The 25,440-nt window shown below is 69.9% G+C and carries 22 protein-coding genes; 6 read left to right on the top strand and 16 right to left on the bottom strand.

The genetic code is table 11. The annotated features are described in order from the left end of the window. The first annotated feature begins 189 nt into the window (after nucleotides 1-189). Nucleotides 190-1,029 (top strand): hypothetical protein, encoded by an 840-nt coding sequence (locus tag JL101_RS04495; RefSeq protein ID WP_203098309.1) that lies wholly within the window; start codon nucleotides 190-192, stop codon nucleotides 1,027-1,029. Nucleotides 1,030-1,080: 51 nt separating this feature from the next. On the opposite strand, the gene JL101_RS04490 is transcribed toward JL101_RS04495, so the two are convergent. Both JL101_RS04490 and JL101_RS04485 read right to left on the bottom strand, forming a co-directional pair. Further along, nucleotides 1,081-1,299, bottom strand: coding sequence for a hypothetical protein (locus JL101_RS04490; protein ID WP_228435283.1), 219 nt, complete (start codon nucleotides 1,297-1,299; stop codon nucleotides 1,081-1,083). 124 nt (nucleotides 1,300-1,423) lie between these two features. Continuing rightward, the gene (locus JL101_RS04485) at nucleotides 1,424-1,828 is read right to left on the bottom strand and encodes a response regulator (RefSeq protein ID WP_203098310.1); all 405 of its coding nucleotides are present in this window, start codon (nucleotides 1,826-1,828) and stop codon (nucleotides 1,424-1,426) included. Nucleotides 1,829-1,979: 151 nt separating this feature from the next. On the opposite strand from JL101_RS04485, the gene JL101_RS04480 reads away from it, so the two are divergent. Continuing rightward, nucleotides 1,980-2,279, top strand: coding sequence for a hypothetical protein (locus tag JL101_RS04480; protein ID WP_203098311.1), 300 nt, complete (start codon nucleotides 1,980-1,982; stop codon nucleotides 2,277-2,279). Here JL101_RS04480 and JL101_RS04475 read toward each other — a convergent pair. From JL101_RS04475 to JL101_RS04435, 9 genes are read right to left on the bottom strand one after another with little or no spacing between them, the layout of a single operon-like run. Beyond that, a complete protein-coding gene (locus JL101_RS04475; protein ID WP_203098312.1) occupies nucleotides 2,266-3,042 on the bottom strand; it encodes a PIG-L deacetylase family protein in 777 nt (258 codons plus the stop codon). The genes JL101_RS04480 and JL101_RS04475 overlap by 14 nt on opposite strands. Before the next feature lie 29 nt (nucleotides 3,043-3,071). Continuing rightward, nucleotides 3,072-4,343: a glycosyltransferase family 4 protein gene (locus JL101_RS04470; RefSeq protein WP_203098313.1), complete on the bottom strand. Its 1,272-nt coding sequence runs from the start codon at nucleotides 4,341-4,343 to the stop codon at nucleotides 3,072-3,074. 3 nt (nucleotides 4,344-4,346) lie between these two features. Beyond that, on the bottom strand, nucleotides 4,347-5,225 hold the full coding sequence (locus JL101_RS04465; RefSeq protein ID WP_203098314.1) for a sugar phosphate isomerase/epimerase family protein: 879 nt from the start codon (nucleotides 5,223-5,225) through the stop codon (nucleotides 4,347-4,349). A 26-nt stretch (nucleotides 5,226-5,251) separates the two neighbouring features. Continuing rightward, entirely contained in the window at nucleotides 5,252-6,712 is a 1,461-nt protein-coding gene (locus JL101_RS04460; protein ID WP_203098315.1) for a YcaO-like family protein, read from the bottom strand. Next, nucleotides 6,709-7,542 carry an MBL fold metallo-hydrolase gene (locus JL101_RS04455; protein ID WP_203098316.1) on the bottom strand — a complete coding sequence of 278 codons (834 nt, stop codon included), beginning with the start codon at nucleotides 7,540-7,542 and terminating at the stop codon, nucleotides 6,709-6,711. Before JL101_RS04455 ends, JL101_RS04460 begins: the two co-directional genes overlap by 4 nt. Continuing rightward, nucleotides 7,533-8,534, bottom strand: a complete 1,002-nt coding sequence (locus tag JL101_RS04450) for a Gfo/Idh/MocA family protein (RefSeq protein ID WP_203098317.1) — start codon at nucleotides 8,532-8,534, stop codon at nucleotides 7,533-7,535. The genes JL101_RS04455 and JL101_RS04450 overlap by 10 nt, the downstream gene beginning before the upstream one ends. Continuing rightward, nucleotides 8,534-9,682, bottom strand: a complete 1,149-nt coding sequence (locus tag JL101_RS04445; RefSeq protein WP_203098318.1) for a class I SAM-dependent methyltransferase — start codon at nucleotides 9,680-9,682, stop codon at nucleotides 8,534-8,536. Before JL101_RS04445 ends, JL101_RS04450 begins: the two co-directional genes overlap by 1 nt. Further along, complete coding sequence (locus JL101_RS04440; RefSeq protein ID WP_203098319.1) at nucleotides 9,679-10,575, bottom strand: HD domain-containing protein; 897 nt, start codon at nucleotides 10,573-10,575, stop codon at nucleotides 9,679-9,681. The genes JL101_RS04445 and JL101_RS04440 overlap by 4 nt, the downstream gene beginning before the upstream one ends. Beyond that, nucleotides 10,565-11,821 carry an inositol-3-phosphate synthase gene (locus JL101_RS04435; RefSeq protein ID WP_203098320.1) on the bottom strand — a complete coding sequence of 419 codons (1,257 nt, stop codon included), beginning with the start codon at nucleotides 11,819-11,821 and terminating at the stop codon, nucleotides 10,565-10,567. The genes JL101_RS04440 and JL101_RS04435 overlap by 11 nt, the downstream gene beginning before the upstream one ends. A 239-nt stretch (nucleotides 11,822-12,060) precedes the next feature. Between JL101_RS04435 and JL101_RS04430 the strand changes: the two genes are divergently transcribed. Further along, nucleotides 12,061-12,726, top strand: a complete 666-nt coding sequence (locus JL101_RS04430; RefSeq protein WP_203098321.1) for a uracil-DNA glycosylase — start codon at nucleotides 12,061-12,063, stop codon at nucleotides 12,724-12,726. Here JL101_RS04430 and JL101_RS04425 read toward each other — a convergent pair. Continuing rightward, complete coding sequence (locus JL101_RS04425) at nucleotides 12,716-14,191, bottom strand: glucan biosynthesis protein (RefSeq protein WP_203098322.1); 1,476 nt, start codon at nucleotides 14,189-14,191, stop codon at nucleotides 12,716-12,718. The two genes, JL101_RS04430 and JL101_RS04425, sit on opposite strands and share 11 nt — an antisense overlap. 187 nt (nucleotides 14,192-14,378) lie before the next feature. Here JL101_RS04425 and mdoH point away from each other — a divergent pair, with 187 nt between their 5' ends. The 3 genes from mdoH (at nucleotide 14,379) to JL101_RS04410 (ending at nucleotide 19,498) form a co-directional block, all read left to right on the top strand. Then, the gene (gene mdoH / locus JL101_RS04420; protein ID WP_203098323.1) at nucleotides 14,379-16,292 is read left to right on the top strand and encodes a glucans biosynthesis glucosyltransferase MdoH; all 1,914 of its coding nucleotides are present in this window, start codon (nucleotides 14,379-14,381) and stop codon (nucleotides 16,290-16,292) included. Nucleotides 16,293-16,387: 95 nt separating this feature from the next. Beyond that, nucleotides 16,388-17,218 carry a formate/nitrite transporter family protein gene (locus tag JL101_RS04415; RefSeq protein WP_203098324.1) on the top strand — a complete coding sequence of 277 codons (831 nt, stop codon included), beginning with the start codon at nucleotides 16,388-16,390 and terminating at the stop codon, nucleotides 17,216-17,218. Between the two features lie 264 nt (nucleotides 17,219-17,482). Beyond that, nucleotides 17,483-19,498: a sensor histidine kinase gene (locus tag JL101_RS04410; RefSeq protein ID WP_203098325.1), complete on the top strand. Its 2,016-nt coding sequence runs from the start codon at nucleotides 17,483-17,485 to the stop codon at nucleotides 19,496-19,498. Here the strand turns inward: JL101_RS04410 and JL101_RS04405 are convergent. From JL101_RS04405 to JL101_RS04390, 4 genes are all read right to left on the bottom strand, one after another. Next, nucleotides 19,479-20,051 (bottom strand): SH3 domain-containing protein, encoded by a 573-nt coding sequence (locus JL101_RS04405; RefSeq protein WP_203098326.1) that lies wholly within the window; start codon nucleotides 20,049-20,051, stop codon nucleotides 19,479-19,481. The genes JL101_RS04410 and JL101_RS04405 overlap by 20 nt on opposite strands. 115 nt (nucleotides 20,052-20,166) lie before the next feature. After that, the gene (locus JL101_RS04400) at nucleotides 20,167-20,709 is read right to left on the bottom strand and encodes a response regulator (protein ID WP_203098327.1); all 543 of its coding nucleotides are present in this window, start codon (nucleotides 20,707-20,709) and stop codon (nucleotides 20,167-20,169) included. Next, nucleotides 20,706-22,688 carry a CHASE4 domain-containing protein gene (locus JL101_RS04395; RefSeq protein ID WP_203098328.1) on the bottom strand — a complete coding sequence of 661 codons (1,983 nt, stop codon included), beginning with the start codon at nucleotides 22,686-22,688 and terminating at the stop codon, nucleotides 20,706-20,708. The genes JL101_RS04400 and JL101_RS04395 overlap by 4 nt, the downstream gene beginning before the upstream one ends. Continuing rightward, a complete protein-coding gene (locus JL101_RS04390) occupies nucleotides 22,679-25,420 on the bottom strand; it encodes a HEAT repeat domain-containing protein (RefSeq protein ID WP_203098329.1) in 2,742 nt (913 codons plus the stop codon). The genes JL101_RS04395 and JL101_RS04390 overlap by 10 nt, the downstream gene beginning before the upstream one ends. Nucleotides 25,421-25,440 lie beyond the last annotated feature (20 nt).

The following is a 25,440-nucleotide window of genomic DNA, read 5'->3' as shown; positions in this document are numbered from 1 at the left end:
TGCCCGGCAAACAAGGACGCTCCGTCCGCCGCCGCCCGGCAGGACTTGCCGTGCCGGGTAGCAGGAATGTCCGCGTCCGACCCGCTTGCGAATCGGCCCCGCATGCTATACACTTGATCCGTGCATCGAAAATTGAGGCACGCTACTTGCATGACTCCGACGCAGAACGCATAGGATGGAGAGTGGGCGATGTCTACGACCTCGGCAACCGCGACCAGCATGCCTTCCGGGTATCTCTCGAACCTGCGGCTCGCATCGGACGACCGCAAGCGGATCTGGGATTCCCTGACGCCGGAACGGCAGGCGGAAGCCGCCGCCAAGTTCACGGAGAGCGGGACCGCGGTCAAGGAACAGAAGTTCTCCACCCTGGGCGACGCTCTCGCCTATGACTACAGCAGCGGCAAGCTCAACGGCGACATCTCGATCAACGCCACGAACCTGACGAGCGACAATGCCGCCAAGTTCGGTTCGCTGGTCAATTTCGACACGATGGACTCCGCCGTCTTCCTGGAATTGAAGCAGGGTCCCTACCCGACTGCGGCGGACCCCACCTGGATCACCGACCCGACGACCAAGCAGAAGTACCTGGACGCCTTCCAGTCCCGAGCCTACGACGCGTACAAGGCGGCGGCCGACAAGTTCGGCGGCTTCAATTCCCAGACCATGCTGGGCTACGACGTCAATGCCGACGGCTTCCTGAACAACGAGTCCGAACTGTTCGGCTTCGGGACGCGCGGCCTGAAGATGTCGGACTTCTTCGACGTGACCTCGGCGGACGGCGGCGTGACCAACACCTATTCGCTGCGCAACTTCACCGCTGCCGACAGCGCCACCACCACCGCCGACAACATCGCGATCGATCCCAAGCGGTTCATGGCATTGACCAGCGAGGGCAAGTCGGCATCGGTGATCGGCACGTCCTATGACAACGGGACTCCGGGCATGACGACGACCGTCAGCCTGAACCTGCTTTCGGGCAGCATCTCGACCGGCACGACCGCCGCGATCAGCATCAATGTGACGACCTGATCCGAAACATCCCCGCCGGCGCGCTCCGCCGGCGGGAATGTTTCGGCGGGATCAGATGCTCTGTTCCTTCGGCTTGTTGCCCATCCGGCAGCGGACCCGGGTCATGCGGTAGTTCGGATGCTCGTCCACCCACCGGGCGCCCTCCGTCTGTCCCGCGATCGGGCAGTTGGACATAGTGAGATACTGGTCGTCGGGGATCAAGGGAGTGACCGTCCGGCACTGTGTCGGATCGGCGATCAGGCAAAACACCATCGAGAGCGTGACGAGCATCGGATACCTCGCGTTATGCTGCATTGCAGCAAACACGATATGCCCATGCCGGCTCATCCGGATTGTGACAAAAGGACGCCTTTGCTGCGATGCAGCATCACGGCGGCCGGCCGCACCGGGACGGTCAGAGGAACGGGGAGAGCCGCTTGGGGATCCGCATCGGGAACTCGCCCTTGCGGATCAGCCGGATCGCCTCGATGCACTCGACCAGCTCGTTCACGGTCGCGGGACCGGCGAGATATCCGAAGGCGACATCGCGGTTGCGCCGCGCGATCTCCTTGTCGCCAGCGGTGAACAGGGACTTGATGTTCCAGTTGCGGGCGATCGTCCGGGCGACGACGACGCCCAGCCCGCGTCCGGCCGGGAGGTCGATGTTGATCAGCGCCAGATCGGGGCGGAACTGTTCCGCCAGCGCGATGGCGTCGTCCACCTCGGTGACGGGTCCGATCGGGTCGTATCCGGCCCCGCGCAGGGCCTCGGCGACGGCTTCGGCCAGGATGAGGTCGCCTTCCAGCAGCAGTATTCTCATGGTTCGGTGATCGGGCTCCGGGGGTGGATTGTCAACCCCAACCCGCGATCCGGCGACAGATCACGATCCCGCGATTTACAAAGAGTTAACCTTAATACGAGATAACCGGCAGGAAGTCTCCAGGACAACACCCTTCGCAAAGCCCTCAGCCATGTTCGACATCAGCCCGACGATCGCCGCCGCCGTGTTCCTGTCCGCGTTCGCGCTGGATTTCCTCTACGCCCGCTACACCTACTATATTGTCTCGATGCAGGCGGAAATGGCCGCGATGCTGGCTTTCGTCTGGCATATGCTGAGCGCCGCCGTGGTCGTGCAGTACGCCGAGAACTCCGTCTATATCCTGTTCATGTGCGCCGGGGGCTGCCTGGGGACCTATCTGACCGTCTGGCTGCGGCGCCGGTCGGCGGCGGCGCAATCGGCCGGCCCCGGCGCCGGCGTCATGCAGAACTGACCGCTTCGAGTGCTGCTGCGTCGATCAGGAATCGCTCGACATGCCCGGTCCGGCCGGCCCTGCCCGCCTCGTCGGCGGCGAAGGAGGTGAGTGCCGGACCGACCCGCTCCGCCCCGCCGAACTGGAACGGGAGTTGGGTGGCGTAGCGGCAGGCCCCGGCGATCTTGGCCGGCAGGTGGTCGCCGACCGGAACCGCCAGGGGCAGCAATCCGCCGGGCAATCCGGGCGGCGGCGCCTCCTCCGGCGCGCGGATCACGTAGGGAAGATCCCGGTACCAGGCGACGGGCCTTCCCAGCTCGACCAGCGCTCGGACGGTCTGCCGGTGGTCCACATGGTTGCCGATCGCCTGGCAGCCGAATATCAGGTCCGGCTCGATCCGGCCGGCGAGCGCGCCGATCCGGGCCGCGGCTTCCCGCCAGACCTCGTCCCCCGGTCGGATGCCGGAGAAGAGCTCGACGGCCGAGCCGTAGCCCCGGTGCGGCGCTTCGGGCAGGTCGAGCCAGTGGACCTCGTCCACTCCCAGCGTCCGCCCGAACGCGGCGTCCTCCTCCCGCCGGACCGCCATGTAGTCCAGCTCGGGCGGCAGGCCCTTGTCGGTCTGGCAGGCGAGCGCGAACCCGCTCGGGTCTGGGACCGACCGGGTGAAGACGGTGGCCAGCACGGTGCGCCAGCCCGCCGCCTTCAGCACGGCCAAGGTCCCGGCGCAGGAGAAGGCGACGTCGTCGAGATGGGGGGAGATGAACAGCGCTGTGCGTGACGGCACTTGAAGCGCCTCCTCTGGTCTGGACAGGTCTAAAGCAAGTGGGGAGCCGCCCGGAATCGGCAGGTCGGATCGGCGGTCTCCCGCGTTACCGAGGCCGGGTCGTAGGTGCCGGTCCAGGAGGTGTCGGGCTTCGTTCCCCCGAGCTGCGCATAGATCTCCTGGATGCGGCGGCCGATCGCGTGCCAGGAATAGAGGCTGCGAACCTCCTCCAGCGCCTGGTGGGCCAGCCGCCGGCGCAGGGCCCCGTCGTCGAGCATCCGGCCGATGGCGGACGCCAGTCCGTCCACGTCGCGCGGCTCCACCAGCAGGGCGTTGGAGCCGTCGGTCAGGCAATCGACCACGCCGACGGCATTGGTCGAGACGATCGGCAGGCCGCTCGCCATGGCTTCCAGGATGGTGTTGGAAAAGCCCTCGGAATATGTCGGCGAGACGAAGACGTCGCCCCGGCGGTAGAGCCCGGCGGCGGCGAAATAGTCGGCATGGCCGGTCAGGGTCACGGCCCCCGCGAACTCCGCGTGGGATGCCCGCTCCCGCACCGCCTCCAGGTCCGGCCCGATGCCGGAGACGATCAGCCGCAGCGCGGGCCTGGCCCGGCGCAGCAGCGCAAAGGCGTCGAGCAGCTCCATCACGCCTTTCCGGCGATCGACGCGGCCGTGGTACAGCAGCACCGGCGCGTCCTGCAGCTCGCCGATGTCGCGGTCGGCGCGGGGATGGAAGCGTTCCGTGTCGGTGGCGCCGGGCACGATGACGAAACGGTCCAGATCGGTGCCGTGGTGGTCGCGGACCTCCTCGGCGAAGCTCCGGCTGCCGATGATCAGGGCACCGGCATGGTTGAGGACCGCCAGCATGGCCTGCTTGTGGGTGGCGCAGCAGGTGCCGACCCAGTGGCCGTCTCCCCCCTGGATCGAGACGACGTTGGGAATGCCCAGCCGCCGGCTGACCTCCAGCGCCGCCAAGCCGCAGGGATAGCCGTACTGGGCGTGGACCAGGTCGAACGGCCTGACGGCATGCTCGGCCAGGGCGGCGGCGACCATCGCCTCCAGGTCCGCCTCGAAGTCGGCCGGCCGGCCCTGGCCGACCTCCTGCTCGCCCAACGACTCCAGGCCGATCACCCTGACGCCGGGCACCTCGGGCGGCGGACCGCCGCCATAGACGGCAGAGCCCGCCGGGTCGTTGCGGTACTGGGAGATCATCACGACGTCGTGGCCGCCGGCCACCAGTTCGCGCAGCAGGTTGGCGGCATAGACGCTCATGCCCGAGATCGCGGGGAAGAAGCGCCGGCTGATGAAGCAGATCCGCATGGCTCAGGCGCTCCTCCTGTGGGGCTGGCCGGACGCGGCCGGGAGCCGCGATTTCAGCCACGCGAGGCTTTCGGGAACGGCGAGGTGGGCGCGGTGGCTCTCCCGCGACAGCTCGACGCAGACCAGCCGGTCGAACCCGACCGCGTCCAGGGCCGCCAGCACCGCCGGGATGTCCATGTCGCCCTGGCCGAAGGGAAGATGCTCGTGGACGCCCCGGCGCATGTCCTCGATCGCGACGGTGCCGAGATCGCCGGCGAATTCCCCCACGGCGGCGGCGGGATCGCGTTCCCCCGTGACCAGCAGGTGGCCCGTGTCGAGCGCGAGGCGCAGCGGCGCCGAGGTGCGCTCCGCCAGGTCGGCCTTGAGCCTCCCGTAGTCGTCCACGGTCTCGACCAGCATGCCCGGCTCCGGCTCCAGCGCCGCGGTGACGCCGTCGGCGGCGGCGGCCTCGGCGACCTGGGCGACGCCCTCGACCAGCCAGCCCCAGGCGGTCGCGGGATCGACGCCCGGCTGCCGCACGCCGGCCCAGAAGGAGACGGCCTCGGCTTGGCAGACCGCCGCGATGCGGACGCAGCGGGAGAGGAAATCGACGCGCCGGGCACGGCCTTCCGGAGACGGGTTCAGCAGCGTCGGCTCGTGCTTGACGCGCGGGTCGAGCAGGTAGCGCGCCCCCGTCTCGATCACGAGGCCGAGGCCCAGGCCGCGCAGCCGGGAGGCCAGCGCCTCCGCCCTGCCCTCCAGGTCGGGGCCGAAGGGGTCGAAATGATGGTGATCCAGGGTCAGCGCCACCCCGTCATAGCCGCTGTCGGCGATCAGGGAGAGCGCGTCGTCCAGCCGGTGGTTGGCGGCGCCGTTGGTGTTGTAGGCGAAACGCAGGGGCATTTCCGGGCCTCTCGGCTTTGTTCTTTTCAGGTTTTCGCGGAGTCGAGCGCGAAGCGGACGGCGTGGCTTTCCGGCTCGCGGTAGAGCGGGTAAAGCCCGCCGACGATCCGATCGATGCCGGCGACATCGAGCCAGCCGGGGCCGCCCAGCCGCTCGACCGCCTCGTGGGGAAGCGGAACGGCGGCGGCCCTCTCCGGCGGGGTCCCGATGCCGGCGAGCGGGCTGCCCCGCTCCATCAGGCGGCGGAGGCCGCGCTCGCCGATGCGGTGGTAGCTCATGGTCTCGCATTCCAGGCCCGGGACGATCGCCTTGACGGCGGAAATCGCGCCGTCGGGCGGCGACAGGTCCAGGTAGAGGATGTCGAACCCCGCCTCCGCCAGGAGGGAGGAGATCCGTCCCAGCCGGTCGGCCGGGGTGTCGGCGGGCGAGGACGGCAGGTCGGCGAAGCTCTCCACCGTCCGCCGGGACAGCACGGTGTCCTCCAGCATCCCGCGCAGCTCGCCGGCCGGCAGGCCGCACCAGGCGGCCATGGCCTCGACCGCGCGCGGCTCCTCGGCGCCTGCCACGTGGCGGGCGCGATAGCGGTCCAGGTAACCCGCGGGAGCGATCCGCTCGACGAGGTCCAGCGGCCCGTGGGACATGGCCTTGCGCGACCGGCTGGAGCAGAACTCCAGCAGAGCCTTGTTCAGCGCCCGCTCGCGGTCCAGGTCGCAGGCCTCGCCGCAGGCGGTCTGCATGATCGGCACGGTCGAGCGGCCATCGCGGTCCGAGCCCACGACATAGAGGTTGACCAGCCCGAAATCCGTCGCGGCCAGCTTGGCGATCACGTCGATGCCCAGCCGGTCCAGGTGCGCCAGGAGCCGCAGCGTGTCGGGATCCTTGACTCCGGACAGGTCGAGCACGCGGCCCTGGTCCATGGCGCGGAAGCCGGTGCAGTTGCCGTCGCGCTGCAGCAGTTCCAGGAGCCCGTGGACCAGCGCCCGCTCGAAGCAGTCCCCGGCCCCCAGCCCGTTGGTGATCGGCGTCGCCAGGGGTTCGATGCCGTCGAGCTGCGACCGGTAGCAGGCCGCGAACTCGTAGGGAACCAGCACCGGCTCGCCCGAAGGGAAGCGCCGTGCCGCCACCCAGGTCAGCGGCCTGTCCGGGGCATAGTCGGAGCCGGCGGGCAGGCAAAGGGTCAGCGGGTCGCAGACGCCGCGCTCCCCGCGGGCCGCCACGAGGTCGCCGTAGCTGCCGCGCACCCGTTCGGCCCGCCGAAGCACGGTGTCGGCCTGGACGTTCTCGGCCAGCTCGCCCAGCACGCCGACCAGCGCCTGGTCGAAGCTGGCACCATAGCCGAAGCTGTCGAACTGGGACCCGTCGCGTTGGCGGTGACAGGCGAACACGACCGGCACGCCGATGCGGTCCAGCCCGTCCACCCGGAAATGCTCCAGTTCGCCCGGCGGCAGGTTCTCCGTATAGGCCTTGATGACGGGTTGCAGGCTCATGCGAGGCTCTCCAGCGGAAACGGGCGGGTGCTGGGCGCGCCCGCCAGCAGGCGGTCGAACAGGCCCAGCGCGTGGGCTCGGGTGACCCCGGCGGCGTGCTCGAACGGGGTGAAGACATGGTCGAAGTCCAGCTCCGCGAAGACGGCACGGTAGCGGCGCACTTCGTCATGGCTCAGCGGGATCTGGTAATGGAAGCCCTTGTGGCAGCTCAGCGCCACGGGCCGGCCTTCGCCGTCCAGGTCCACCTTCAGGCAGTCGCCGCAGAACAGCGCCCGGCCGGGCGCGTCGTGCAGCACGGCATGGCCCTCGTAGTGGCCCTGGGTGGCCATCATGGTCAAGCCGGGGGCCAGCGCGTGGACGTCGTCGGCCGGCCAGGACACCCGGAACGCCTTGGTGTAGCGCAGCCCGTCGCGGTGGATCACCACGGTCGGATCGAACCGCTCGGCCAGCTGCCACAGCGCGCCGAACCCGTGGGGATGGGAGCCGGCCAGGATGCCGATCCCACCCAGCCGCTCGATCTCGTCCAGCGCCTCCGGCGTGTAGAACGGCGCGCCCTCGAAGGCGATGTTGCCCTCCTCGCGGAGCAGCAGCCATCCGGTCGAGCCCAGCCCGAAGGCCGGCTCGCAGGAGAAGCCGACGATGCCGGGCATCGCCTCGGCCCAGTGGGTGGTGACATTACCGGTCAGGTCCGCGACCGTGCGGAAGTCCCAGCCGTCGGGCGGCAGGGCGTTCCGCACGTCCATGCAGACCGGGCAGCCGATCGGGTCCTGCCCGGCGAACCAGGGTTGCCAGAACCCGCAGTGGGAGCAGGCATACTGGGTCAGCGGCATGATCGCTCCATCAGGGTGAAGAGGCGCAGGTCGCGCTCGGAGGGATAGGGAAAGGGCCGGCCGGCCAGGACGGCGTCGCCGAACGCCTCGATCTGGTTCAGGAAGGGACTGCGCTCGGCGCCGGGAACAGCCACTTCGGAACGCGCGCCGGTCCTGGCGTCGATCAGGGCAAGGGTGCCGCCGGGCGTCTGGCCCATGGTGTCGGCGGCGACCGCCATCGCCCGCGTCCCGACCAGTTCCAGCGTCCGCCGGGGATAGGCGTCGGGGCAGTTGTAGGCGACCTGGATGGTGCCCAGCGTCCCGTCCTGGAACAGGCCGGTCAGCACGGCTCCGTCGTCCACGGGATAGTCATGGACCCGCCGCTGGACCAGCGCCCGGAGCTCCGTCCAGGAGCTGCCGAGCAGCACCTCCAGCAGGTCGATGCCGTGGGGCGCCAGGTCCCACAGGGCGCCGCCCCCCGCCCGCCGCGGGTCCGCCCGCCAGTTGTCGGTGCGACGGTCGCCGAAACCCCGGTCCGTGGGGCTCCAGTCCGGCGGCAGCCAGCAGGCGTAGAAGATGCGGGCCTGGGTCACCGTGCCCAGCGCCCCTTCCGCCACCAGCTCGCGGAGGCGGACATGCGCGGCGTGGAAACGCTGGTCGTAGGCGATGCCGAGGGTCACGCCTGCCTCCCGGCAGGCGGCGACCATGATCTCCGCGTCTGCCGAATGGGTCGCCATCGGCTTCTCGCACAGGACATGCTTGCCGGCGGCGGCGCAGGCCGCGACCACCGGCATGTGCTGGTCGTTCGGCGTCGCGACATAAACGGCCTGGACGGCGGGGTCGGACAGCACCGCCGCCAGGTCCGAGGTGCCGAGGCCGCCGAGCCCTGACGGGTCGCGGTCGCACAGCGCGACGACTTGGCCGTTCCACGCCGCGTGGATCGCCGGGATGACATAGTCGCGGGCCACCCAGCCGCACCCGACCACCGCCCAGCCAAGCTTCCCTCCCGCCATCACCAGCGCTCCGGCAGGTCGAGCAGGATGCGGCGCCGGGCCAGGTCCGCAGTTCGGGGATCGCTTCCGGCGACGCCTTTCGGCAGGTCTTCGGGCGGCACATCGGCCTCCAGGTATGTGGCTGCCGCGTATTCGCGGGCGAAGGCGGGCGTGGGCCAGGCCGGCCGCAGCCGGCTCCCGTCGCGCTCCAGCAGCGGATTGAGCCGGAGCCTCGCGCCGGGAAGCGGCGAGCGAAGGTCGATCGGCCGGAGCGGGACCGGCCGGGAACTCCAGGCGAGCGAGACCGCCTCGACTGTCGCCAACTCCTCCGCCGTGCGGGCGGGCGCCGGGCTTCGGGCCAGTTCGGCGTCGTCGTACAGCAGGCAGCCGGGGAACAGGGCCTCGTACTCCTCCGGCGTCCGCGGACGGCCGGCGATGCCGTGCTCGAACCGGACATTGTGGGCGTGCCCGATCAGCACCGATCCCGAGGCCCCGGCGGCCCGCATCAGGTGGCCGGCGATCCGTTCCTGCTCCGGCATGAAATAGAAGGCGTCGTGGCACAGGATCGAGGATCCTTCCGGCAGCTCCAGCGGGATGCCGGACGTGACGTCGGCGCAGACCAGCGGGGCGTCGGGAAGCAGGAAGGCCTTGGCCAGCCACAGTTTTGCGAAGACCACGTCGATCCCGGCCACGGCCGTTCCGCGCCGGTCCAGGTCGCGCAGGATCTGCCCGATGCCGCAGGCGATCTCCAGAACCAGCGGTGGGTCGGTCCAGCGCGCCTCCAGCAGCCCCAGGGCGGACAGGAAGGTCGGGGCCGACCAGCGGTGGGCGAAGTAGTGCGTCACCGGCCCGAAATTGAGCGCCGCCATGGCCTCGCGCAGGGTCATGCGCCCGATCGCGTCGGCGATCCGGCCGGCCTCCTCCACCGACGGAGGCGGGATGCGGGCCCAGTCGTCCTGGTCGCGCAGCAGAAGCGCCAGGGCGGCGCGCCCGTCGCCGCAGTCGATCGCCGCCAGCGCCGCGTCGCGCAAACCCTCGCGGCCGGTGCGCAGGAACGGGATGCCGGCCACCACGGGCCAGCGCTCCGTCCCGTCGGTGAGGCAGCCCGAACCATCGGCGCGCAGCGGCCGGCCGGTTGTCGGGCTCAGCAGTCGCAGACCTTCCGTCACCGCATCAGCCCGACGCCGCGCAGCATGCCGGTCTGGAAGTCCTGGAGCGGACCGGCATGGACCAGTTCCATTTCCTCGACCGCGTGGCGCAGCTCGAAGCCGGCGACCCGCGCGTAGTGGTCCATCTGCAGGATGCGGTCGATCACGTCGGCCGTGTGGAACGCCTTGGCCTCGGGCGTTTCCGCGTGCGGCAGGAGCTTGCGCGCCTGTTCGCAGGCGTGGGCCAGATGCTCGGGCAAGGTCGCGATGATCTCGTAGGTCAGGGTCCTGACGACGGGGTCCAGGTGGTCGCCCAGCAGCATCTCCCCCGCGAAGCCGCTGTCGGGCAGGATGGCGTTGTGGAAATGGTGGCACAGGCCGGCGATGAACGGCGCCGTCGGATCGGCGTCGTAGGCCGGGCTGACCAGCACCGCCGAGACGGCCGTGACGAAGCAGTGGTCGGCATGGCTTTCCGGCGGCTCCAGCACCAGCCGCGGATGGCCCGGCCGGGTGGCGCCCGCGCGCGGCTGGCGCTCCAGGTCGTGGACGAAGGCCGGCGGCTCCGCGGGGGCGGGTTCATGGTCGCCCAGATGGTGGCGCAGGGCGGCGGCCAGGATCGGGTCGATCGGGCCGGCCACGGCGTCGAAGCCGTTCCGCAGGACGCCTGTCGCGGCATCGTCGTCGAGCCCGGCGCGGATCAGCATGGCGTGGTCGATGCCGCCGAGCCGGGCGGCGGCCACCGCCAGGGCGGTTTCCCGCAGGGCAACGGTGACGGGGGAATCCCCCGCCACCAGCCGGGCCCAGGCGCGCCGGAAGGCGCACGCGGCCAGCGTTCCGTCGATGCCGGCGGCCCGCACGCGCTTCAGGTCGTTGACTTCCCGCAGCAGCGGGATCAGGGCCCGGTCAACGGACATCGGCAAGGCTCGCCGCGGCCGCCTTCAGGGACTGCTCGCTGCGCTCGCCGGGGGTTCCGCGACCGCCCTCCCCGTCGAGCCAGGCCCGGAACCGACGCTCCTGCTCGGGCCAGGCATGCTCCGGCTCGGCCCCGTTGACCATCAGCGGCGCCTTGAAGAAGACGCCCAGCTCCTCCAGAACGCCACCCTGCCCGCGCTGCTTCGCCAGATCCAGGCAGCGGGCGATCTCGATCACCAGCGGGGCGGCCAGGATCGAATCCTTGCACAGGAAGTTGATCTTCATCTGCATGCGGTGGCCTAGGAAGCCGGTCAGGTCGATATTGTCCCAAGCCTCCTTGTCGTCGCCGCGCGGCGGATAGTAGTGGATGAACACCTTGTGGTTCTCGACCTTGTAGCCGAGGATGCTGTCGAGCACCGACCCCTTGGTGTCCAGCTTGGACGCCAGCGAATTGGGATCGTCCAGCGCCAGCCCGTCCCGGTTGCCCAGGATGTTGGTGGAGTACCAGCCGTCCACCTTCAGCGAGCGCCCGCGCAGCGCCGGCGCGATCACGGTCTTGACCAGGGTCTGCCCGGTCTTGCCGTCCTTGCCGGCGATCGGCACGCCGTGCCGCCGCGCCAGTTCCTTCAGCGCCGGAATGTCGGCCGAGACGCTGGGGGTGAAGTTGCCGTACGGGATGCCGCCGGTGATCGCGGCGTAGGCATAGAGCATCGCCGGCCCGATCTCCGGATCGTCGGCGTCGAGGGCCATCTCGAACGCTTCCGGCGTCGCGAACTGCGGCAGCGTGGTATCGACCAGCCGCTCGGTCGAGGCAAGGTGGACAACCACCAGGCTGTCGACGCCGCTGTCCGCCTTGAAGCGGTTCAGGTCGTCCTTCAGGCTGGCCACCTGGTCGCGCATTGAGGTCAGGTTCGCCCCCTCGCGGCCGGCGACGTTGCGGCAGAACTTGACGTTGCCGACGGCGGGCCAGGGCCGCACCGCCTCCAGTTCGGTCCGGACCAGATCCAGTTCGGCCGGCCCCAGGACGCCGTGCTGCCTGACGGCGGAGGCGAGATCGTCCGGATAGAGATCCCAGCCGGCCAAGCTGATGTTCTGGTAAGGCGCCAGTCCGGCGTGGGGGGCATCGGCCAGCGGCAGTCCCGACAGGTCGACGGCGCCGCGGCGGATCATTTCCAGCCCGGCTGCGACCGTCGTTGCGACGGCCCCACCCAAACCAACGATTGCAACGCCGAGACGGCGTGCAGGCATCTCGCTCATAGATCCTCCGGAATTTCGTCAAACGCGGGAGCGTCGACGTTGAGCTCGCATCAGTGGGAACGGAGGATGGTTGGCAGATCCAAACAGGACATTCGCCAATAGGTGAGAAGTTTTGCTCATCCGGACTACCCAAATTTAAACACGGATACTATGTTTCCTTTTGTGGAATGAGAGTCAAATTCTGTCCGCTACTACGGAATGCCTGCGATCAATTAAAATAAAATTCGAAATTGACTGATTCGACTGCCAATCCGAACAGAGTCCTGCCTCAAGCGTCGCGTCCCAAGGCACTGCGCGATCCGGGCGAACTGGCCCGGCGCGCGGCGCTGGCGGAGGGCACCCATGTACGCCCACTGACCCGTTACGCGCGAGATCTCGCCGCCCGCATGGGCAGCCCTGTTCCCCTGGTCGATCCGCTCGACGGCGGCGTGACGGCGCGGCTGCTGATCCTGCTGGAAACGCCGGGACCCAGGATGCTGACCACCGGGTTCGTGTCGCGCGACAACCCCACGGGGACGGCGGCGAACCTGTTCCGGTTCCTGGACCAGGCCGGCATCGCCCGTGCCGAAACGGTGATCTGGAACATCGTGCCGTGGCTGATCCAGGTTCCGGGCACGCCCAACCGCAACCCGACCCGGGCCCAGGTCGCCGAGGGGGTGCTCCACCTGCCGGGGTTCCTGGACCTGCTGCCGCGGCTGGAACTGGCCGTCACCGCCGGGCGGAAAGCCGAGGCCGCGCGTGACCTGCTGGAAGCCCGGAACATCCCGTGCCTCGCCATGCCGCATCCCAGCCCGACCTATGTCTGCACCAGCCCCGACGTGGCGCGCCGAATCTCCGCCTGCCTGGCGGCGGCCGCGGAGCGACTGGCCGCCGGGAGACTGGACGTCACCAGGTGAAGCGCCATGTCTCCGTCATGACCCGATCGCCCCGCATCAGCCGCGCCGCCAGTTCGGCCGGCCCGCCACTTCCCGGCCGGTACTCGAAATACAGGCGCCAGCCGCCGGTCTGCGGAACATGTTCGACTACCGGCTCGACGACCGCGCCGGCGGAAGCGGTGACGTCGGCGGTGAGGCCGGAACCGTGACCGGGCAGCACGTCCCCCTCGAAATCCACCACGAAGAACCGGCGTTCCGGCGAGGGCGGCACGGTCGGCCGCAGCCGCTCGGCCGAGCCGATGCGCGTGCCCGTTACCCGGCCCAGCGGATGCAGGCCGGTCCCCCCGCCCATCACGGTCAGATCATACCCGAAATCCAGCGGCCGGCCCGGTTCCGGCGCCCATCCGGGCACCCAGTAGGCCACGATGTTGTCGTTGTACTCCTCCAGGGACGGGAATTCATAAAGTTCGAGAACGCCGCGCCCCCAGTCGCCCCGCGGCTCGACCCAGAAGCTGGGCCGGCGCTCGTGCATCGCTTGGACGTCCAGGTAGCTGGCGAAATCGCGGTCCCGCTGCATCAGCGCGAAGCCCCCCGGGCTGGCCATGGCATAGCCGGTGGCGAGCGGCGCCGGCCGGCCGTTGACCAGTGGGCGCCAGCTCCACTCTCCCGCTCCGTCCCGCATCAGCAACCCGTCGCTGTCGTGCATTTCCGGCCGGAAATCGTCGAAACCGCGCGGACCGTACTCGCCGTGGAGGAACATGCTGGTCAGCGGCGCCAGGCCGAGCCGGCCGACCGGCCGGCGCAGGACGAGGGAGGCGTCGACCCGCGCCGCGGTGGTGTCGCCGGGCCGCAGCCGGAACCGGAAGGCGCCGGCCATGCTCGGCCCGTCGAGCAGCGCCAGCACGGTGATCTCCTCCGCCCCCGCCCCGGGGCGCTCGATCCAGAACTCCGTGAAATCGGGAAACTCCTCCGGCTCGGAGCCGCCGGTATTGACCGCGACGCCCCGGCCGGACAGCCCGTATTCCTGCCCCCGGGCGATCAGCCGGAAATAGGACGCGCCAAGGAACACCGCGAACTCGTCGCCGGTGGAGCCGCCGCCGGCGGGATGGTGCAGCCGCAATCCGGCGAACCCCAGCTCCGGCAGTTCCGGGACGTCGAGACCGCCCAGGTCGAACATGTCCGGACGGTAGTCCACCGGCGTCGCGGCGGCGCCCTCGACGACGCTGACCCGGACCTGCCGCCGATAAAGGAAGCCCCGATGGAAGAACTGCGCCTTGAAACCGTCCCGATCGGCCCAAAGGGCTTCGGACGGCCGGAAGCGGATCGCGCGGTACTGGTCGTAGGTCATGTCGCGCAGCACCGCCGGCATGGTCTCGTCCGGCGGTACGTAGGGCCGTGTCGCCCGCTCGACTGCCATGCGCCTGACCTGGTCGAACCCGAAACCCTGATCCGCGCCGGCTCCCGCGCCGCCGGTTTCAGCCGCCATGCCGGTCCCGGCGCCGGCCAGAAGGGCACCCGCCGCGCCGGCGGATCCGAACAAGAACGACCGGCGTGAAAAGGACCGTTTCCGCAGAATAAAACCGTCGGCGCGGTGGTTCATCGATAAGCCCTGTCCCCGGCCCCGTTCATGGGCGCCGTGCCCAGCAATAACTTCCCGGAAGGCCACCTGTTCCATGACGCTCGATCCTTCGGCCGAGACTTCCGCGCGCCTGCCCCTTGCCGTGCGCAGGGCTTTGTTTCTGGGCCCGGCGATTTTCCTGACCCTGCTGTCGGCGGTGCTGGCGGCCGAAGCGATGGGCGGACCCCGGACCGGCCTGGACTGGATACTGGTGATCCTGTTCACGCTCAACCTGGGCTGGCTGGCGCTGAACGGGTGGCAGGTGGTGCTGGGCTTCGTCCTGCACTGCCTGGGCAGGCGGGCCTTCCCGCCGCTGGAGCGGGCTGCCGTCGGCATCGACGTGACGGTGCCGCCCAAGGGCAGGACCGCGGTGGTGCTCCCGATCTACAACGAGGACGTCGCGGCGGTGTTCGCCGCCGTCGCCGTCATGGCCCGCTCGCTGGAACGGACCGGCGCGGTCGGGCGGATCGACCTGTTCGTGCTGAGCGACACCCGGGACGAGGCGATCTGGCGCGCGGAGGAGCGCGCCTACGACGCCCTGCTGGCGGAGTTCGCCGGGAAACCGGGGCTGCCGGCGGTCTTCTACCGCCGCCGCCAGGACAACGGCGGCAGGAAGGCCGGCAACCTCGCCGATTTCTGCACCAACTGGGGCCATATGTACGACTTCATGGTGGTTCTGGACGCCGACAGCCTGATGGGCGGCGACACGATCCGCCGCATGATCCGGCTGATGGAGGACAATCCGCGCATCGGCCTGATCCAGACCGTGTCCCACCCGGTGAACCGGGAAACGCTGTTCGCGCGCATCCACCAGTTCGCGGCCAACCTCTACACGCCGCTGTCGGTCCTGGGGCTGAACTTCTGGCAGCAGGAGGACGCCAATTACTGGGGCCACAACGCGATCGTCCGGGTCAGGGCCTTCATGGACCATTGCGACCTGCCGGTGCTGCCCGGCAAGGCCCCGCTGGGCGGCGAGATCCTGTGCCACGACGTGGTCGAGGCCTGCCTGATGCGGCGCGGCCCGTGGGAGACCTGGGTGCTTCCCCTGCTCGGCGGCACCTGGGAGGAGATCCCCGCCAACACCATCGACTATGCCGGGCGCGACCGCCGCTGGGCGCAGGGCAACCTCCAGCACATGCGCTTCCTGCCGGCCCATGGCGTCCGCTGGCCGGGGCGGCTGCATCTCCTGATGGGGATCATGTGCTACGTCTCGGCCCCGGTCTGGTTCGCCTTCCTGGTGCTGTCGGCCGGCCAGCTCATCCTGGGGGAGGAGCGCGGCGGCTACGGCCTGCTGACCTCCGGCCTGTTCAACCCCGGGGCCGCGGCGGCCGCCATGTTCGCCCTGACCCTGGCGCTGCTGTTCCTGCCCAAGCTGCTGAGCCTGGCGGCGGTCCTGGCCGACGCCAGGGCGCGGGCCGGCTTCGGCGGCGCCCCGCGCCTGCTGGCCAGCGCGTTTCTGGAACAGGTGTTCTCGACGCTCCAGGCGCCGGTCCACATGGCCTATTACACGCGCTTCGTCGTCTCGACCCTCGCCGGGCGCATCGTCGCCTGGGACGCCCAGCCGCGGGGCGATCGCGGCGTCGGGCTGGCGGAGGCGTTCCAGCGCCACGCCGGGCATGTGATCCTGGGCCTCGTCCTGGCCTCGACGGCCCTGCTGGTCGGTCCCGTCCTGTTCTGGTGGATGTCGCCGATCATCGCCGGCCTGGTGCTCAGCCCGATCCTGACGAGCTGGTCAAGCGGCCGGAGCGCCGGGCTGGCGGCCCGCCGCCTCGGCCTGTTCCTGATCCCGGCGGAAGTCGCGCCCGAGCCCGAGTTGGCCGAGCTGGCGTCGCGGATGCGCGCCCCGGTCCCGGGCGGCATCGCCGGCGCCGCCGCACGTCCGGCCCTGCCCCTACGCTCGCCGATTCCCATGGTGCCGCAATCCCTCTACCGGCCGACCCTCGCCGGGGAGACCGCCGACGCGGACTGACGCCGGCATATCGTCCCGGGACATCCGGCCTTCAGGCCGCCGAATGCCGTTCCGATCCGTTATGGCTGGGTCACTCGTTGAATCGGACCCCATCCATGGCAGATACCCGGCACGTCCCCTCCTCGCGGCTCGCCTCGCGCGAGAAGGAGAACGTCGACAATATTTCCGCCCCCCGCACCCTCATCGTCCACGAGGCGGTGCGGAAGGAGGGGGAGGAGGAGCTGCGCCGCCCGACTTCCTCGCTGATGTGGTCGGCATTGGCGGCCGGGCTTTCCATGGGCTTCTCCATGGTCGGCGACGGGCTGCTCCGCGCGGGGCTGCCGGACGAGCCGTGGCGGCCCCTGATCAGCAGCTTCGGCTACAGCTTCGGCTTCCTGATCGTCATCCTGGGCCGGCAGCAGCTGTTCACGGAGAATACGCTGACCGTCATCCTCCCCCTCCTGTACGAGCGGAGCTGGGTCGGACTGCGAGACGTGCTGAGGCTCTGGGCGATCGTCTTCATGGCCAACATCCTCGGCACCCTGCTGTTCGCCTTCTGCGTCGAAGGGACCGGGGTCTTCTCGCCCGAAGCCAAGGAGCAGTTCCTGGAACTCGGCATCCATGCCGCGGAACCGAGTCCCGCCGTCACCTTCGCCAAGGCCATCTTCGCCGGCTGGATCATCGCCCTGCTGGTCTGGCTGCTGCCCCTGGCCGGATCGGCGAAGCCCTTCGTGATCATCGGGCTGACCTATCTGGTAGCCCTCGGGCAGCTTTCCCACATCATCGCCGGATCGGTCGAAGTGGCCTACGCCGCCTTCGCCGGAGCGGTAGGCTGGGGCGAATACGCGATCGGGTTCCTGCTGCCGACGCTGCTGGGTAACGTCGTCGGCGGAGTGGGCCTGGTGGCGTTGCTCGCCCATGCGCAGGTGATGGAGGAGGATGACTGAGACGCCCCTGACGAATGTCGGCGAACAAGAGGGCGGAACCCATTCCGGATGGTCAAAGCCCACGACCCGGTTGACGCAAACGTAAACGTCACCTTTGCGGGAAAGGCAACTTCAGGAATGACCTGTCTGTACCACGTTTTGATTGCACCGGCGCCCCCGCTATAACCTTTCTCAGATGCAGGAGAACCTTTAGACTGTTGATCAGGGCGGCAAGGCCTTAATAATGTCGAACAAGAGACGATAGTGTTCTCTGGAGGAAGCTGGATGATGGTGCTTCCGGGCTCACCGCTCGTTCGGCGTCTGGTAATACCTGTCGTCTTCATGTTCGCCGTGGGCGCCGCGACCATCTTCGGGCTGGCGAGCATCTCGGCGTCCTGGCAAGACAAGCAGGCCGCGGCCGAGTCGAGGCGCATGGTCGAGCATGCGCTGGCCGAGGAGAAGGCCGCGCTCGCGGTGCTGGCCAAGGACTATACCTGGTGGGACGAGCCGATCACCCGCCTCTTCATAGAGTTCGACGCAGACTACGCCGACAGCGACTTCGGCGGCTACCTGATCGACCAGCACGGCGCGGCCGCGGTCTTCGTGTTCAACGAGGGCGGCGCGCAGATCTACAGCCGTACCGACGACCGGTTCGGGGGCGGGGCGGAGGGCGGCCAGGAGATCGGCGCCGATCCGGACCTCCGCCGGATGATCCGCGAGGCCATGGCGTCCGGGCCGACGGAGCCCGTGGTGGCGACGGGAGTTCTTGATCTCGGCGGCTCCCTCCATGTCGCGGCGGTCTCGCGCTTCACGCCGGAAATGGACAGCACCGACTTCGCCGAACCGCCGCCGCTCGGCACGCTGGCCATCCTGCGCCGGATGGACGACAGGTTCCTCGCCCAAATCGGCCAGACCGCCCATGTCCATGACTTCGCGCTCCTGCCGCCCGAAGCGGAGAAAGCGGGCTCGCTGACCGCACCCTTGCGGTCGCCCGTGGGGAACGCGCTGGCGACGCTGAGCTGGATTCCGCCTACCCCGGGACGCGACTTCCTGAACTGGTTCCTTCCCCCTCTCCTGGTGGTCGGGCTGATCATGGGGCTGCTGCTCGCCCTCGTCCTGTCGCGCGCCCGGCAGTTCGCCGAGCATCTGGCCTCCAGCGAGGAGCGGCTGGCGCTGGCGCTGGACGCGGCCCGCGACGGGCTGTGGGACTGGAACATCGAAACCGGCGAGGCCCATTTCAGCGCGCGTTGGGCTACCATGCTGGGCTACCGGCCGGACGAGATCGCGCCCAGGACGGGTGCGTGGGAGAGCCTGGTCCATCCCGACGACCTGCCGGAGGTGATGCAGGCCCTGGCCGAATGCCGCCTGGGCCGCAGCGCCGTCTACGAGGTGGAGCACCGGATGCGGGCGAAGGACGGCAGCTGGCACTGGATCCTGGCGCGCGGCAGGGTCGTGACGCGCAACGCCCAAGGCGCCGCGCGCCGCATGGTCGGAACCCACACCGACGTGACCGCGCGGCGCCTTGCGGAACAGCGGGCGCTCGACGCCTGCGCCGAGGCGGAAGCGGCGAGCCGGGTCAAGAGCCACTTCCTGGCGAACATGAGCCACGAGCTGCGAACGCCGCTGAATGCGATCATCGGCTTCTCCGACATGCTGCTGCGCGAGTTCTTCGGGCCGCTGACGCCCAAGCAGAAGGAATACGCCGCCGCCATCAACACCTCCGGCTCGCACCTGCTGGAGGTGATCGGCGACGTGCTCGACCTGTCGAAGGTCGAAGCCGGGCGCATGGAGCTACACCCGGAAACCGTCGATGTCTCCGCCCTGGTTAAGTCGTGCGCCGGACTGATGGCGAGCGAGGCGGACCAGGGCCGCGTGGCGCTGGAGACCAACCTGCCCCCGCACCCGGTCGAGATCACCGCCGACAAGGTGCGGCTGCGCCAGATCATCCTCAACCTGCTGTCCAACGCCGTGAAGTTCACCCCGACCGGGGGACGCGTCGATGTCGCCGTCCGCCTCCCGGCGGAGGGAGGGCTGGAGATCAGCGTGCGGGATACCGGGGTCGGCATGCGGCCGGAGGATATCCGGATCGCCCTGGAGCCCTTCCGCCAGCTGGACGACTCGATGTCGCGGCGCCACCAGGGCACCGGGCTCGGCTTGCCGCTGGCCAAGATGCTGGCGGAACTGCACGGCGGCCGGCTCGACCTGTCCAGCGAACCGGGACGCGGCACGACGGTGACCGTCACCCTGCCGGCGCCGAAGCGGCGGGCGGCGCTTCGCTCGGTCAGCGGGCGATCGGCCTGAGCGGGACGGGATCGCCGGTCGCCACCCATCCGCCGACGCCCCTCGACGCCGCCCCGGTCCGGGTCTGCGAACCGACCAGGGCGACCGAACCGGCCGGGGCGGCGGGCGTGGCGACCGGAACGGTTGCCGGCGTGCCGGACGGTGCCGGGACAGCCACGGGCGCGGCCGGGGCGACCTGACGGATCGGGGCCGGCGTCGCGACGACGACCCGCTGGGTCACCGGCGGGGGCTCGTCGGTCTGGTGGGTCAGCCGCGTATGGATGAATGCCTGTGAATTCCCCTGCCGCACCGCGAGCCATTCGGTCCCGGGCGCCCGGCCCAGCACGTCGAGCGGGTCGCCCGGCCGCACACCGCCGATGATCTGGAAATCCGTGCCGGGCCCGGCGCGCAGGTTGGCCGCCTTGGCCGCGACCCATTTCCCGGGGACGGCCTCGAACCGCGGTGCCGCGACGGGAGCCGGAGGGGGGGTAAGCGTCGCCTCCGGCCTGGGCGGAACGGCCTGGCAGGCGCCTAGGGCGAGCAGGAGGGCGACGGCGGCGGCGGGACGGCGCATGGGACTGTAAACCCTTGGCAGGACTGAGCGGCTTTCCGCCGCAGCCTAGCGGGAATGCATTTCCGAGCGGTTAACCAGGAGTCCGGGCCGGCCGGATATCCGATCCGCCGTACCCTCAGCCGCAATACTGGTGCAGGCTCCGGCTTCGCGCGGCCTCCGCCTCCAGGATCTTCCGGTCGCTCTCGTGCCGGGCGGAGAAGGACAGGACATATTGCTGGAGTTCGCGGGCCTGGAACGGCTTGGCCAGGAAGAACAGGCGGTCGGCCGGCGGGATGTCGCGGGTGATCTCGCGCGCGTCCACCCCGGTGAAGCCGCTGACGATCACGATGCTGATCAGGCCGTCCAGTTCCCGGATGCGCTTGGCCGCCTCCAGCCCGGACATGCCGGGCGGCATCCGCACGTCCAGGAACGCCGCGCCGAACGGCCGGCCGGTCCGCAGCCCCTCGACGACCTGGGCGACCGCCGGCTCGCCCTGGCGTACGCAGACCAGCTCCACCTCCAGGTTCGCGGGGTCTTCCGACCGGCCGAAAAGCTGTTCCCCGATCTCGGTGACGCGGTCGCGCCTCGGCGCCAGGTCGTCGATGACATAGCGGTAGCTGTCGAGCAGCATGGGCTCGTCATCCGCCACCAGGACGCGAAAGGGCTCGGTCGGTCTCATGCCGTCTCTTTCAGGCTGTCGAAATTGAAGACCTTCTTCCTGGCCGGGAGCCGGACCACCATCCGCGCGCCCCGGCCGACGCCGTCGCTGACCGCCCAGATGCCGCCGCCCATTCCCGCCAGGCTGTTCGCGCACCAGTGCAGCCCGATGCCGCCGCTGTGAACCCGGCGGGTGCTGTAGCCGCGCTCGAAGATCCGGTCCAGCTTGTCCTCCGGAATACCTTGCCCATCGTCGGAAACGTGCAGTTCCACCATGTCCACGCCGTCGCGCCTCACCAGTTCGCCATCGATCGAGATCGTCCCCGTGCCGTGGCCGGACGCCAGGATCGACTCCTCGGCATTCACGATCAGGTTGCCGAACACCTGGGTCAGGACGACGTGATGGCCGCGAACCGCCGGCAATTTCGCCACTTCGGGTGCCACCGCAATCCTGATCTTCTCGCCATTCTGCAACAGTTTCGAGGCCTCGTCGACCACGCGGGAGATGTCGATTGTCTCAACCTGACGTTTTGCCCGGCTGAAACGCTCATGGTCATAGAAGATCTGCTCGATCTGGGTCGCTTGGTCGCCGATCACGCCGATGTCGGTCTCGATCGTCGAGTGGCTGGTACGCAGATGCTCCATGCAGGCCTTCAGGTACGTCACCGCCAGCGCGCAGTCCTGCCGGTCGGCGGTCGCCGCCTCGACCCGCCCGACGGCGGCCTCCATCCTGTCGAGATGCGCCATGTCGAGCGCCCGCCCGATATGCCACAGCTTGATCGAGATCGGGGTCAGCGCGTTGCGGACATTGTGGGTCATGCCGCCGACGAGCTCCGCCATGCCGGTATAGAAGCTCTGCTCGACCAGCCGCTTCTGGGTCTCGTCGAGCTGCTGGATCGTGCGCTCGAACTCGTTCTCCAGGATCACGATCTCGTCGGGCGTTCCCCCGGCGGCGGAAAGCCTGGCCGACGCGGCGGACTCCGGGGCGGTGCAGCCGCGCGCCTCCAGGACGCGCCGCATCAGGCGGGCGACCGGCTTGACGACCGTCCGGTTCAGCATCAGCAGGATCGCCAGGCCGGCGAGCGCCAGCACGGCGGCCATCAGCGCGATCACGTAGTTGACCATGCTGCTGCCCGCCTCGCTGATGGTGCGGGCGTAACTGGTCTCCAGAGCCAGGGCGGGCTTGCCCGCGATGTCGTTGAGGACCGTGCGGACCGTCAGGTGATCCTCCCCGACCGTGACCTCCCGGTTCCGCGGCGCCTCCGCCCTCCGGTCCCGCTGCAGCTCCCCGGTCGGTTCCTGGACCGCCGGCGCCGCCGGGCCGGCCGAGGCATCGCCGGAGACCTTGACGCCGGCGGCGTCGATCGGATCGAGGGTGAAACGGGCATGGACCTGCCGGCCGAGCCGGTCCACCAGGCCGGCATCCAGGAAGCGTCCCAGCAGCAGTAAGCCGGCCGCCGGCCCCGTGCCGTCGGCCCGCAGGATCGGCGCGCTGACGACCAGCATCGGCCCCCTGGAGGTCATCAGGATGCCCGACGGGGTGGCGGCCACGTCCCCCTCCCCGGTGGAGAACAGGGCGAGCTGGGCCGGCGTCAGCAGCTCCTTGGACATTTCCGGCAAGTCCACGGCCTCGCCCGTCGCGAGGTCGCGGATGTCCCCCCAGGCCACCGTGCCGTCGAACCGGACGAAATACATCAGGTTGATCCGGATGCCCTGGAAGCTCTGCGGCACCAGGTTCTGCGCGACGAACTCCCGGACGCCCTCGCCCTGCATGAATGCGTAGCTGCTGTCCCAGGTGGCCCAGTCCAGGGCCGAGCCGCGCAGGTGGGCCAGGTTGTCCGAAACGGCATCGACCGCGCGGTCGGCGTTACGCTCCGCCAGGGAGCTTTCGATCGACCTGAACTCCTTGCCGACGATCAGGTGGACGACCAGGGCGTTGCCCACCAGCATCGCGAGCGCCGCTGCCGACAGGATGAGGATGACACGGTGGATCAGGCGCATTCGTCGGGGCTCCCCTGCCTGGCGGCGGCATGGACATCGGTGGCGGTGGCGGTGACGGTGGCTGCGGCGGTGGCTGTGACGGCGGCTTGGACATCGGTCCTGTGGATCAGCTGCAGCCTGGCGCCGGTCCTGCCCGGACCGGCCGCGGTCTGCTCGGCCAGCCGGCCGTAGAGGCGGGCGAGCCGGCGCTGCCAGTCGGCGAGGAGCGGCGGCAGCGCCATGGGGTGTTCGGCGACCAGGTCGGCGATCAGCGCGCGGTGGAACCGCAGCACGACCATGTCCGTCACGGCGACGCCGCTCAAGGGGTGGCTCGCGCCTTCCAGGAACGCGGTCTCGCCGAACGCGGCTCCGGCGCCGATGCGATCCACCGGCACCCCGTCGATCCGCAGTTCGGCGGTGCCGGCGCGGATCACCGAGAGACAGCGGATCGGCTCGCCGGCCTCGAACAGGGACGTTCCCGCGGTAGGGGTCGCGGTTTCCGCCCGCTCCGCCAGGAAGCCCACCTCCTCCAGGGTCAGCGCCTGGAACAGGGGAAGCGTCTTGAGGAACAGGATCAGGTCGAGCATGGCGTTTTCTCCGGCGGCGGGGACCGCGGTCTCGTCGAGCAGGCGGGCGGCCAGCAGGCGCGTCCAGCGGTCGGCCGACGCCGCCTTCATCACCGCGCCGGCCGCCTGGGTCGGCGACCGGGACGCCTGCGGACCGCCCGCGGCGGGCGGCGCGTCGTCCGCTCCGGCCTCCAGCAGGGCCAGCACCGGGCGGATGAACCGGCCGGTCGGCAGGCTGGACAGCGCCTCGATGGCATCCGCCCGGACCCGGGCGTCCGAGGAGTGGGCCAGGCTGTAGAGCAACCTGATGTCCCGCTTGTTGCCCAGCGCCGCCTTGACCATCAGGACCCGCCAGATGATGCGCCGATTGCTCGCGCGGATGGCGGCCGCCATCACGTCGACCATCGATTGCGACGGGTCGAACAGCCCGGCCACCGCGGCCAAGCCGTGGAGATTGTGGTGGGCCTGCCGGTAGAGCGGCGCCAGATGGTCCCGCAGGATGCGCCGGGCGCGGCGCGTCCCGATGGCGCCCAGCGCCAGCACGGCGGCGTTGGCGACCTCGGGTCGGCGGGAGACCAGCCGCGGCAGGATTTCCGGGATGGCGGCGTCGCCGCACCGGCCCAGCGCCTCCGCCGCGTTCTGCCGGGCCTCGGCCGATCCCTGTTCCAGCATGCGCGCCAGCCCCTGGATGGTGCGCAGGGAGTCTATCGCGACGACGGCACCCCATGACGCCGGCGCCTGGGCGGGCAGTCCTGCCCCGCCGCCGAGAACCAGGTCGGGAGCGAACTTCCTGGCCAGTTCCTCGGCGTGGCGCCGGACCTGGGGATCGGGATGGGCATGCAGCGCCAGGATGTCGGACCGGGAGAACCGGTGCATCCCCGCGCGCCGCCTGGAATCGAGCGGGCCGGCCGAACGCCCTCGCAGGCTCTTCAGCAGGCTGGGCAGGAAGCCCAGGCCGATGGAAGCGCAGACGGCGGCGAACAGCGCCGCGAGGACGATGGTCACCAGCAGGACGGTGCGCGGATCCGCCCAGCCCTGCAGCCACAGCAGACCGATGCCGGACAGGGCTATGCCGGCGGGGTAGACGGCCCCCTCCACCAGGATGCGGACCTGCCCCAGCACCCGATAGGGGATCGCGGCATAGTTCAATGTCTTGACCGGCTCGAAGATCGCGTTCGACACCGCGTTGGCGTTCATGTGCATGACGACGGCGGCGGGCAGGCCCCAGAACAGGAAGAGCCCCGCCAGGCTCAGCAGGGTGGTCACCGGGAAGATCAGGTTGCGCAGCAGCGGGCTTCCCCTCTCCAGGACGAGCCGCCCGAACAGCGCCAGGATAACAAGCTCCGCCGCCTGCTGGGCGGAATAGACGAGTGCCAGGAAGCCGGCCAGCGCGTCCTCGTCCTCGTAGGCTTCGGCGTAGACCACCATCGCCAGATAGTCCTGGAGGCAGAACAAGGTCGACATCAGCAGGATGCCGACGCCGATCGCGGCGATCAGCGGGAACCCGGCGACCGTGCCGGCCAGGGACCGCAGGGCGTCCAGCATCCCGCCCTCGTCCTCGTCGTCCTCCCCGTCGCCCAGCCGTTCGAGTCGCCGCCCGATGCGCAGGCATTGCAGGAGGGCCAGCCCGAACAGGGCCGACGCTACCAGCAGCAGCGCCTGGGTCGCGACGAACTGGGACAGCGCGGAGGCGATCAGGCCGCCGCCGACGCCGCCGGCGCCGAAGGCCATGGCAAGCTGCGCCGCGTGCCGCTTCATGTCGAGCGTCGTCAGGTACTCCGACGCGAGCAGCCAGAACAGCGTGTCGTAGAGGATCTCCAGGCTATAGGCCGCGATGTAGGCGGCGTGGGTGGCGCCCGGGATCTCCGCCGCGACCGTCGCCCAGAGCGCCACGCCCGTGAGGGCGGAGGCGAGGCACAGCGCGGCGGAAACCTGGAGCGTCAGCCAGCGCGACAGCACCGCCGAGACGGTCGAGGCCAGCGGGATCGAGACCACGGCCAGCAGGATGTAGAAGACCGGCATGGCGTCGCTGCCTTCCTTGGCCAGGAAGAGCGCGGCGCTGCTGGTGGTCAGGACCAGGATGCCGCCCGAAGCCAAGGCTCCCAGGACGGCCAGTTCGACGACGCAGGGGGGAACCCCGATGTACCGCCTCAGGAGGGACGACACCGGCGTCGGGGGCTTGGACATTCCCGTTCCCGCTGTTCCGG

It is taken from the genome of Skermanella rosea, assembly GCF_016806835.2.
Taxonomy (GTDB): Bacteria; Pseudomonadota; Alphaproteobacteria; order Azospirillales; family Azospirillaceae; genus Skermanella; species Skermanella rosea.
Note: the sequence above shows the minus strand (reverse complement) of the source record. Positions and strands in the feature narration are given on the sequence as shown.

Bases quoted from the DNA above. Each gene is read 5' to 3' on its own strand.
- JL101_RS04480 (WP_203098311.1), top strand. From the start codon at position 1,980: ATGTTCGACATCAGCCCGACGATCGCCGCCGCCGTGTTCCTGTCCGCG.
- JL101_RS04440 (WP_203098319.1), bottom strand. From the start codon at position 10,575: ATGTCCGTTGACCGGGCCCTGATCCCGCTGCTGCGGGAAGTCAACGAC.
- JL101_RS04470 (WP_203098313.1), bottom strand. From the start codon at position 4,343: ATGCGGATCTGCTTCATCAGCCGGCGCTTCTTCCCCGCGATCTCGGGC.
- JL101_RS04450 (WP_203098317.1), bottom strand. From the start codon at position 8,534: ATGGCGGGAGGGAAGCTTGGCTGGGCGGTGGTCGGGTGCGGCTGGGTG.
- JL101_RS04485 (WP_203098310.1), bottom strand. From the start codon at position 1,828: ATGAGAATACTGCTGCTGGAAGGCGACCTCATCCTGGCCGAAGCCGTC.
- JL101_RS04425 (WP_203098322.1), bottom strand. From the start codon at position 14,191: ATGGCGGCTGAAACCGGCGGCGCGGGAGCCGGCGCGGATCAGGGTTTC.
- JL101_RS04460 (WP_203098315.1), bottom strand. From the start codon at position 6,712: ATGAGCCTGCAACCCGTCATCAAGGCCTATACGGAGAACCTGCCGCCG.
- JL101_RS04405 (WP_203098326.1), bottom strand. From the start codon at position 20,051: ATGCGCCGTCCCGCCGCCGCCGTCGCCCTCCTGCTCGCCCTAGGCGCC.
- JL101_RS04400 (WP_203098327.1), bottom strand. From the start codon at position 20,709: ATGAGACCGACCGAGCCCTTTCGCGTCCTGGTGGCGGATGACGAGCCC.
- JL101_RS04435 (WP_203098320.1), bottom strand. From the start codon at position 11,821: ATGCCTGCACGCCGTCTCGGCGTTGCAATCGTTGGTTTGGGTGGGGCC.
- JL101_RS04490 (WP_228435283.1), bottom strand. From the start codon at position 1,299: ATGCTCGTCACGCTCTCGATGGTGTTTTGCCTGATCGCCGATCCGACA.
- JL101_RS04465 (WP_203098314.1), bottom strand. From the start codon at position 5,225: ATGCCCCTGCGTTTCGCCTACAACACCAACGGCGCCGCCAACCACCGG.
- JL101_RS04415 (WP_203098324.1), top strand. From the start codon at position 16,388: ATGGCAGATACCCGGCACGTCCCCTCCTCGCGGCTCGCCTCGCGCGAG.
- JL101_RS04410 (WP_203098325.1), top strand. From the start codon at position 17,483: ATGATGGTGCTTCCGGGCTCACCGCTCGTTCGGCGTCTGGTAATACCT.
- JL101_RS04455 (WP_203098316.1), bottom strand. From the start codon at position 7,542: ATGCCGCTGACCCAGTATGCCTGCTCCCACTGCGGGTTCTGGCAACCC.
- JL101_RS04495 (WP_203098309.1), top strand. From the start codon at position 190: ATGTCTACGACCTCGGCAACCGCGACCAGCATGCCTTCCGGGTATCTC.
- JL101_RS04395 (WP_203098328.1), bottom strand. From the start codon at position 22,688: ATGCGCCTGATCCACCGTGTCATCCTCATCCTGTCGGCAGCGGCGCTC.
- mdoH (WP_203098323.1), top strand. From the start codon at position 14,379: ATGACGCTCGATCCTTCGGCCGAGACTTCCGCGCGCCTGCCCCTTGCC.
- JL101_RS04390 (WP_203098329.1), bottom strand. From the start codon at position 25,420: ATGTCCAAGCCCCCGACGCCGGTGTCGTCCCTCCTGAGGCGGTACATC.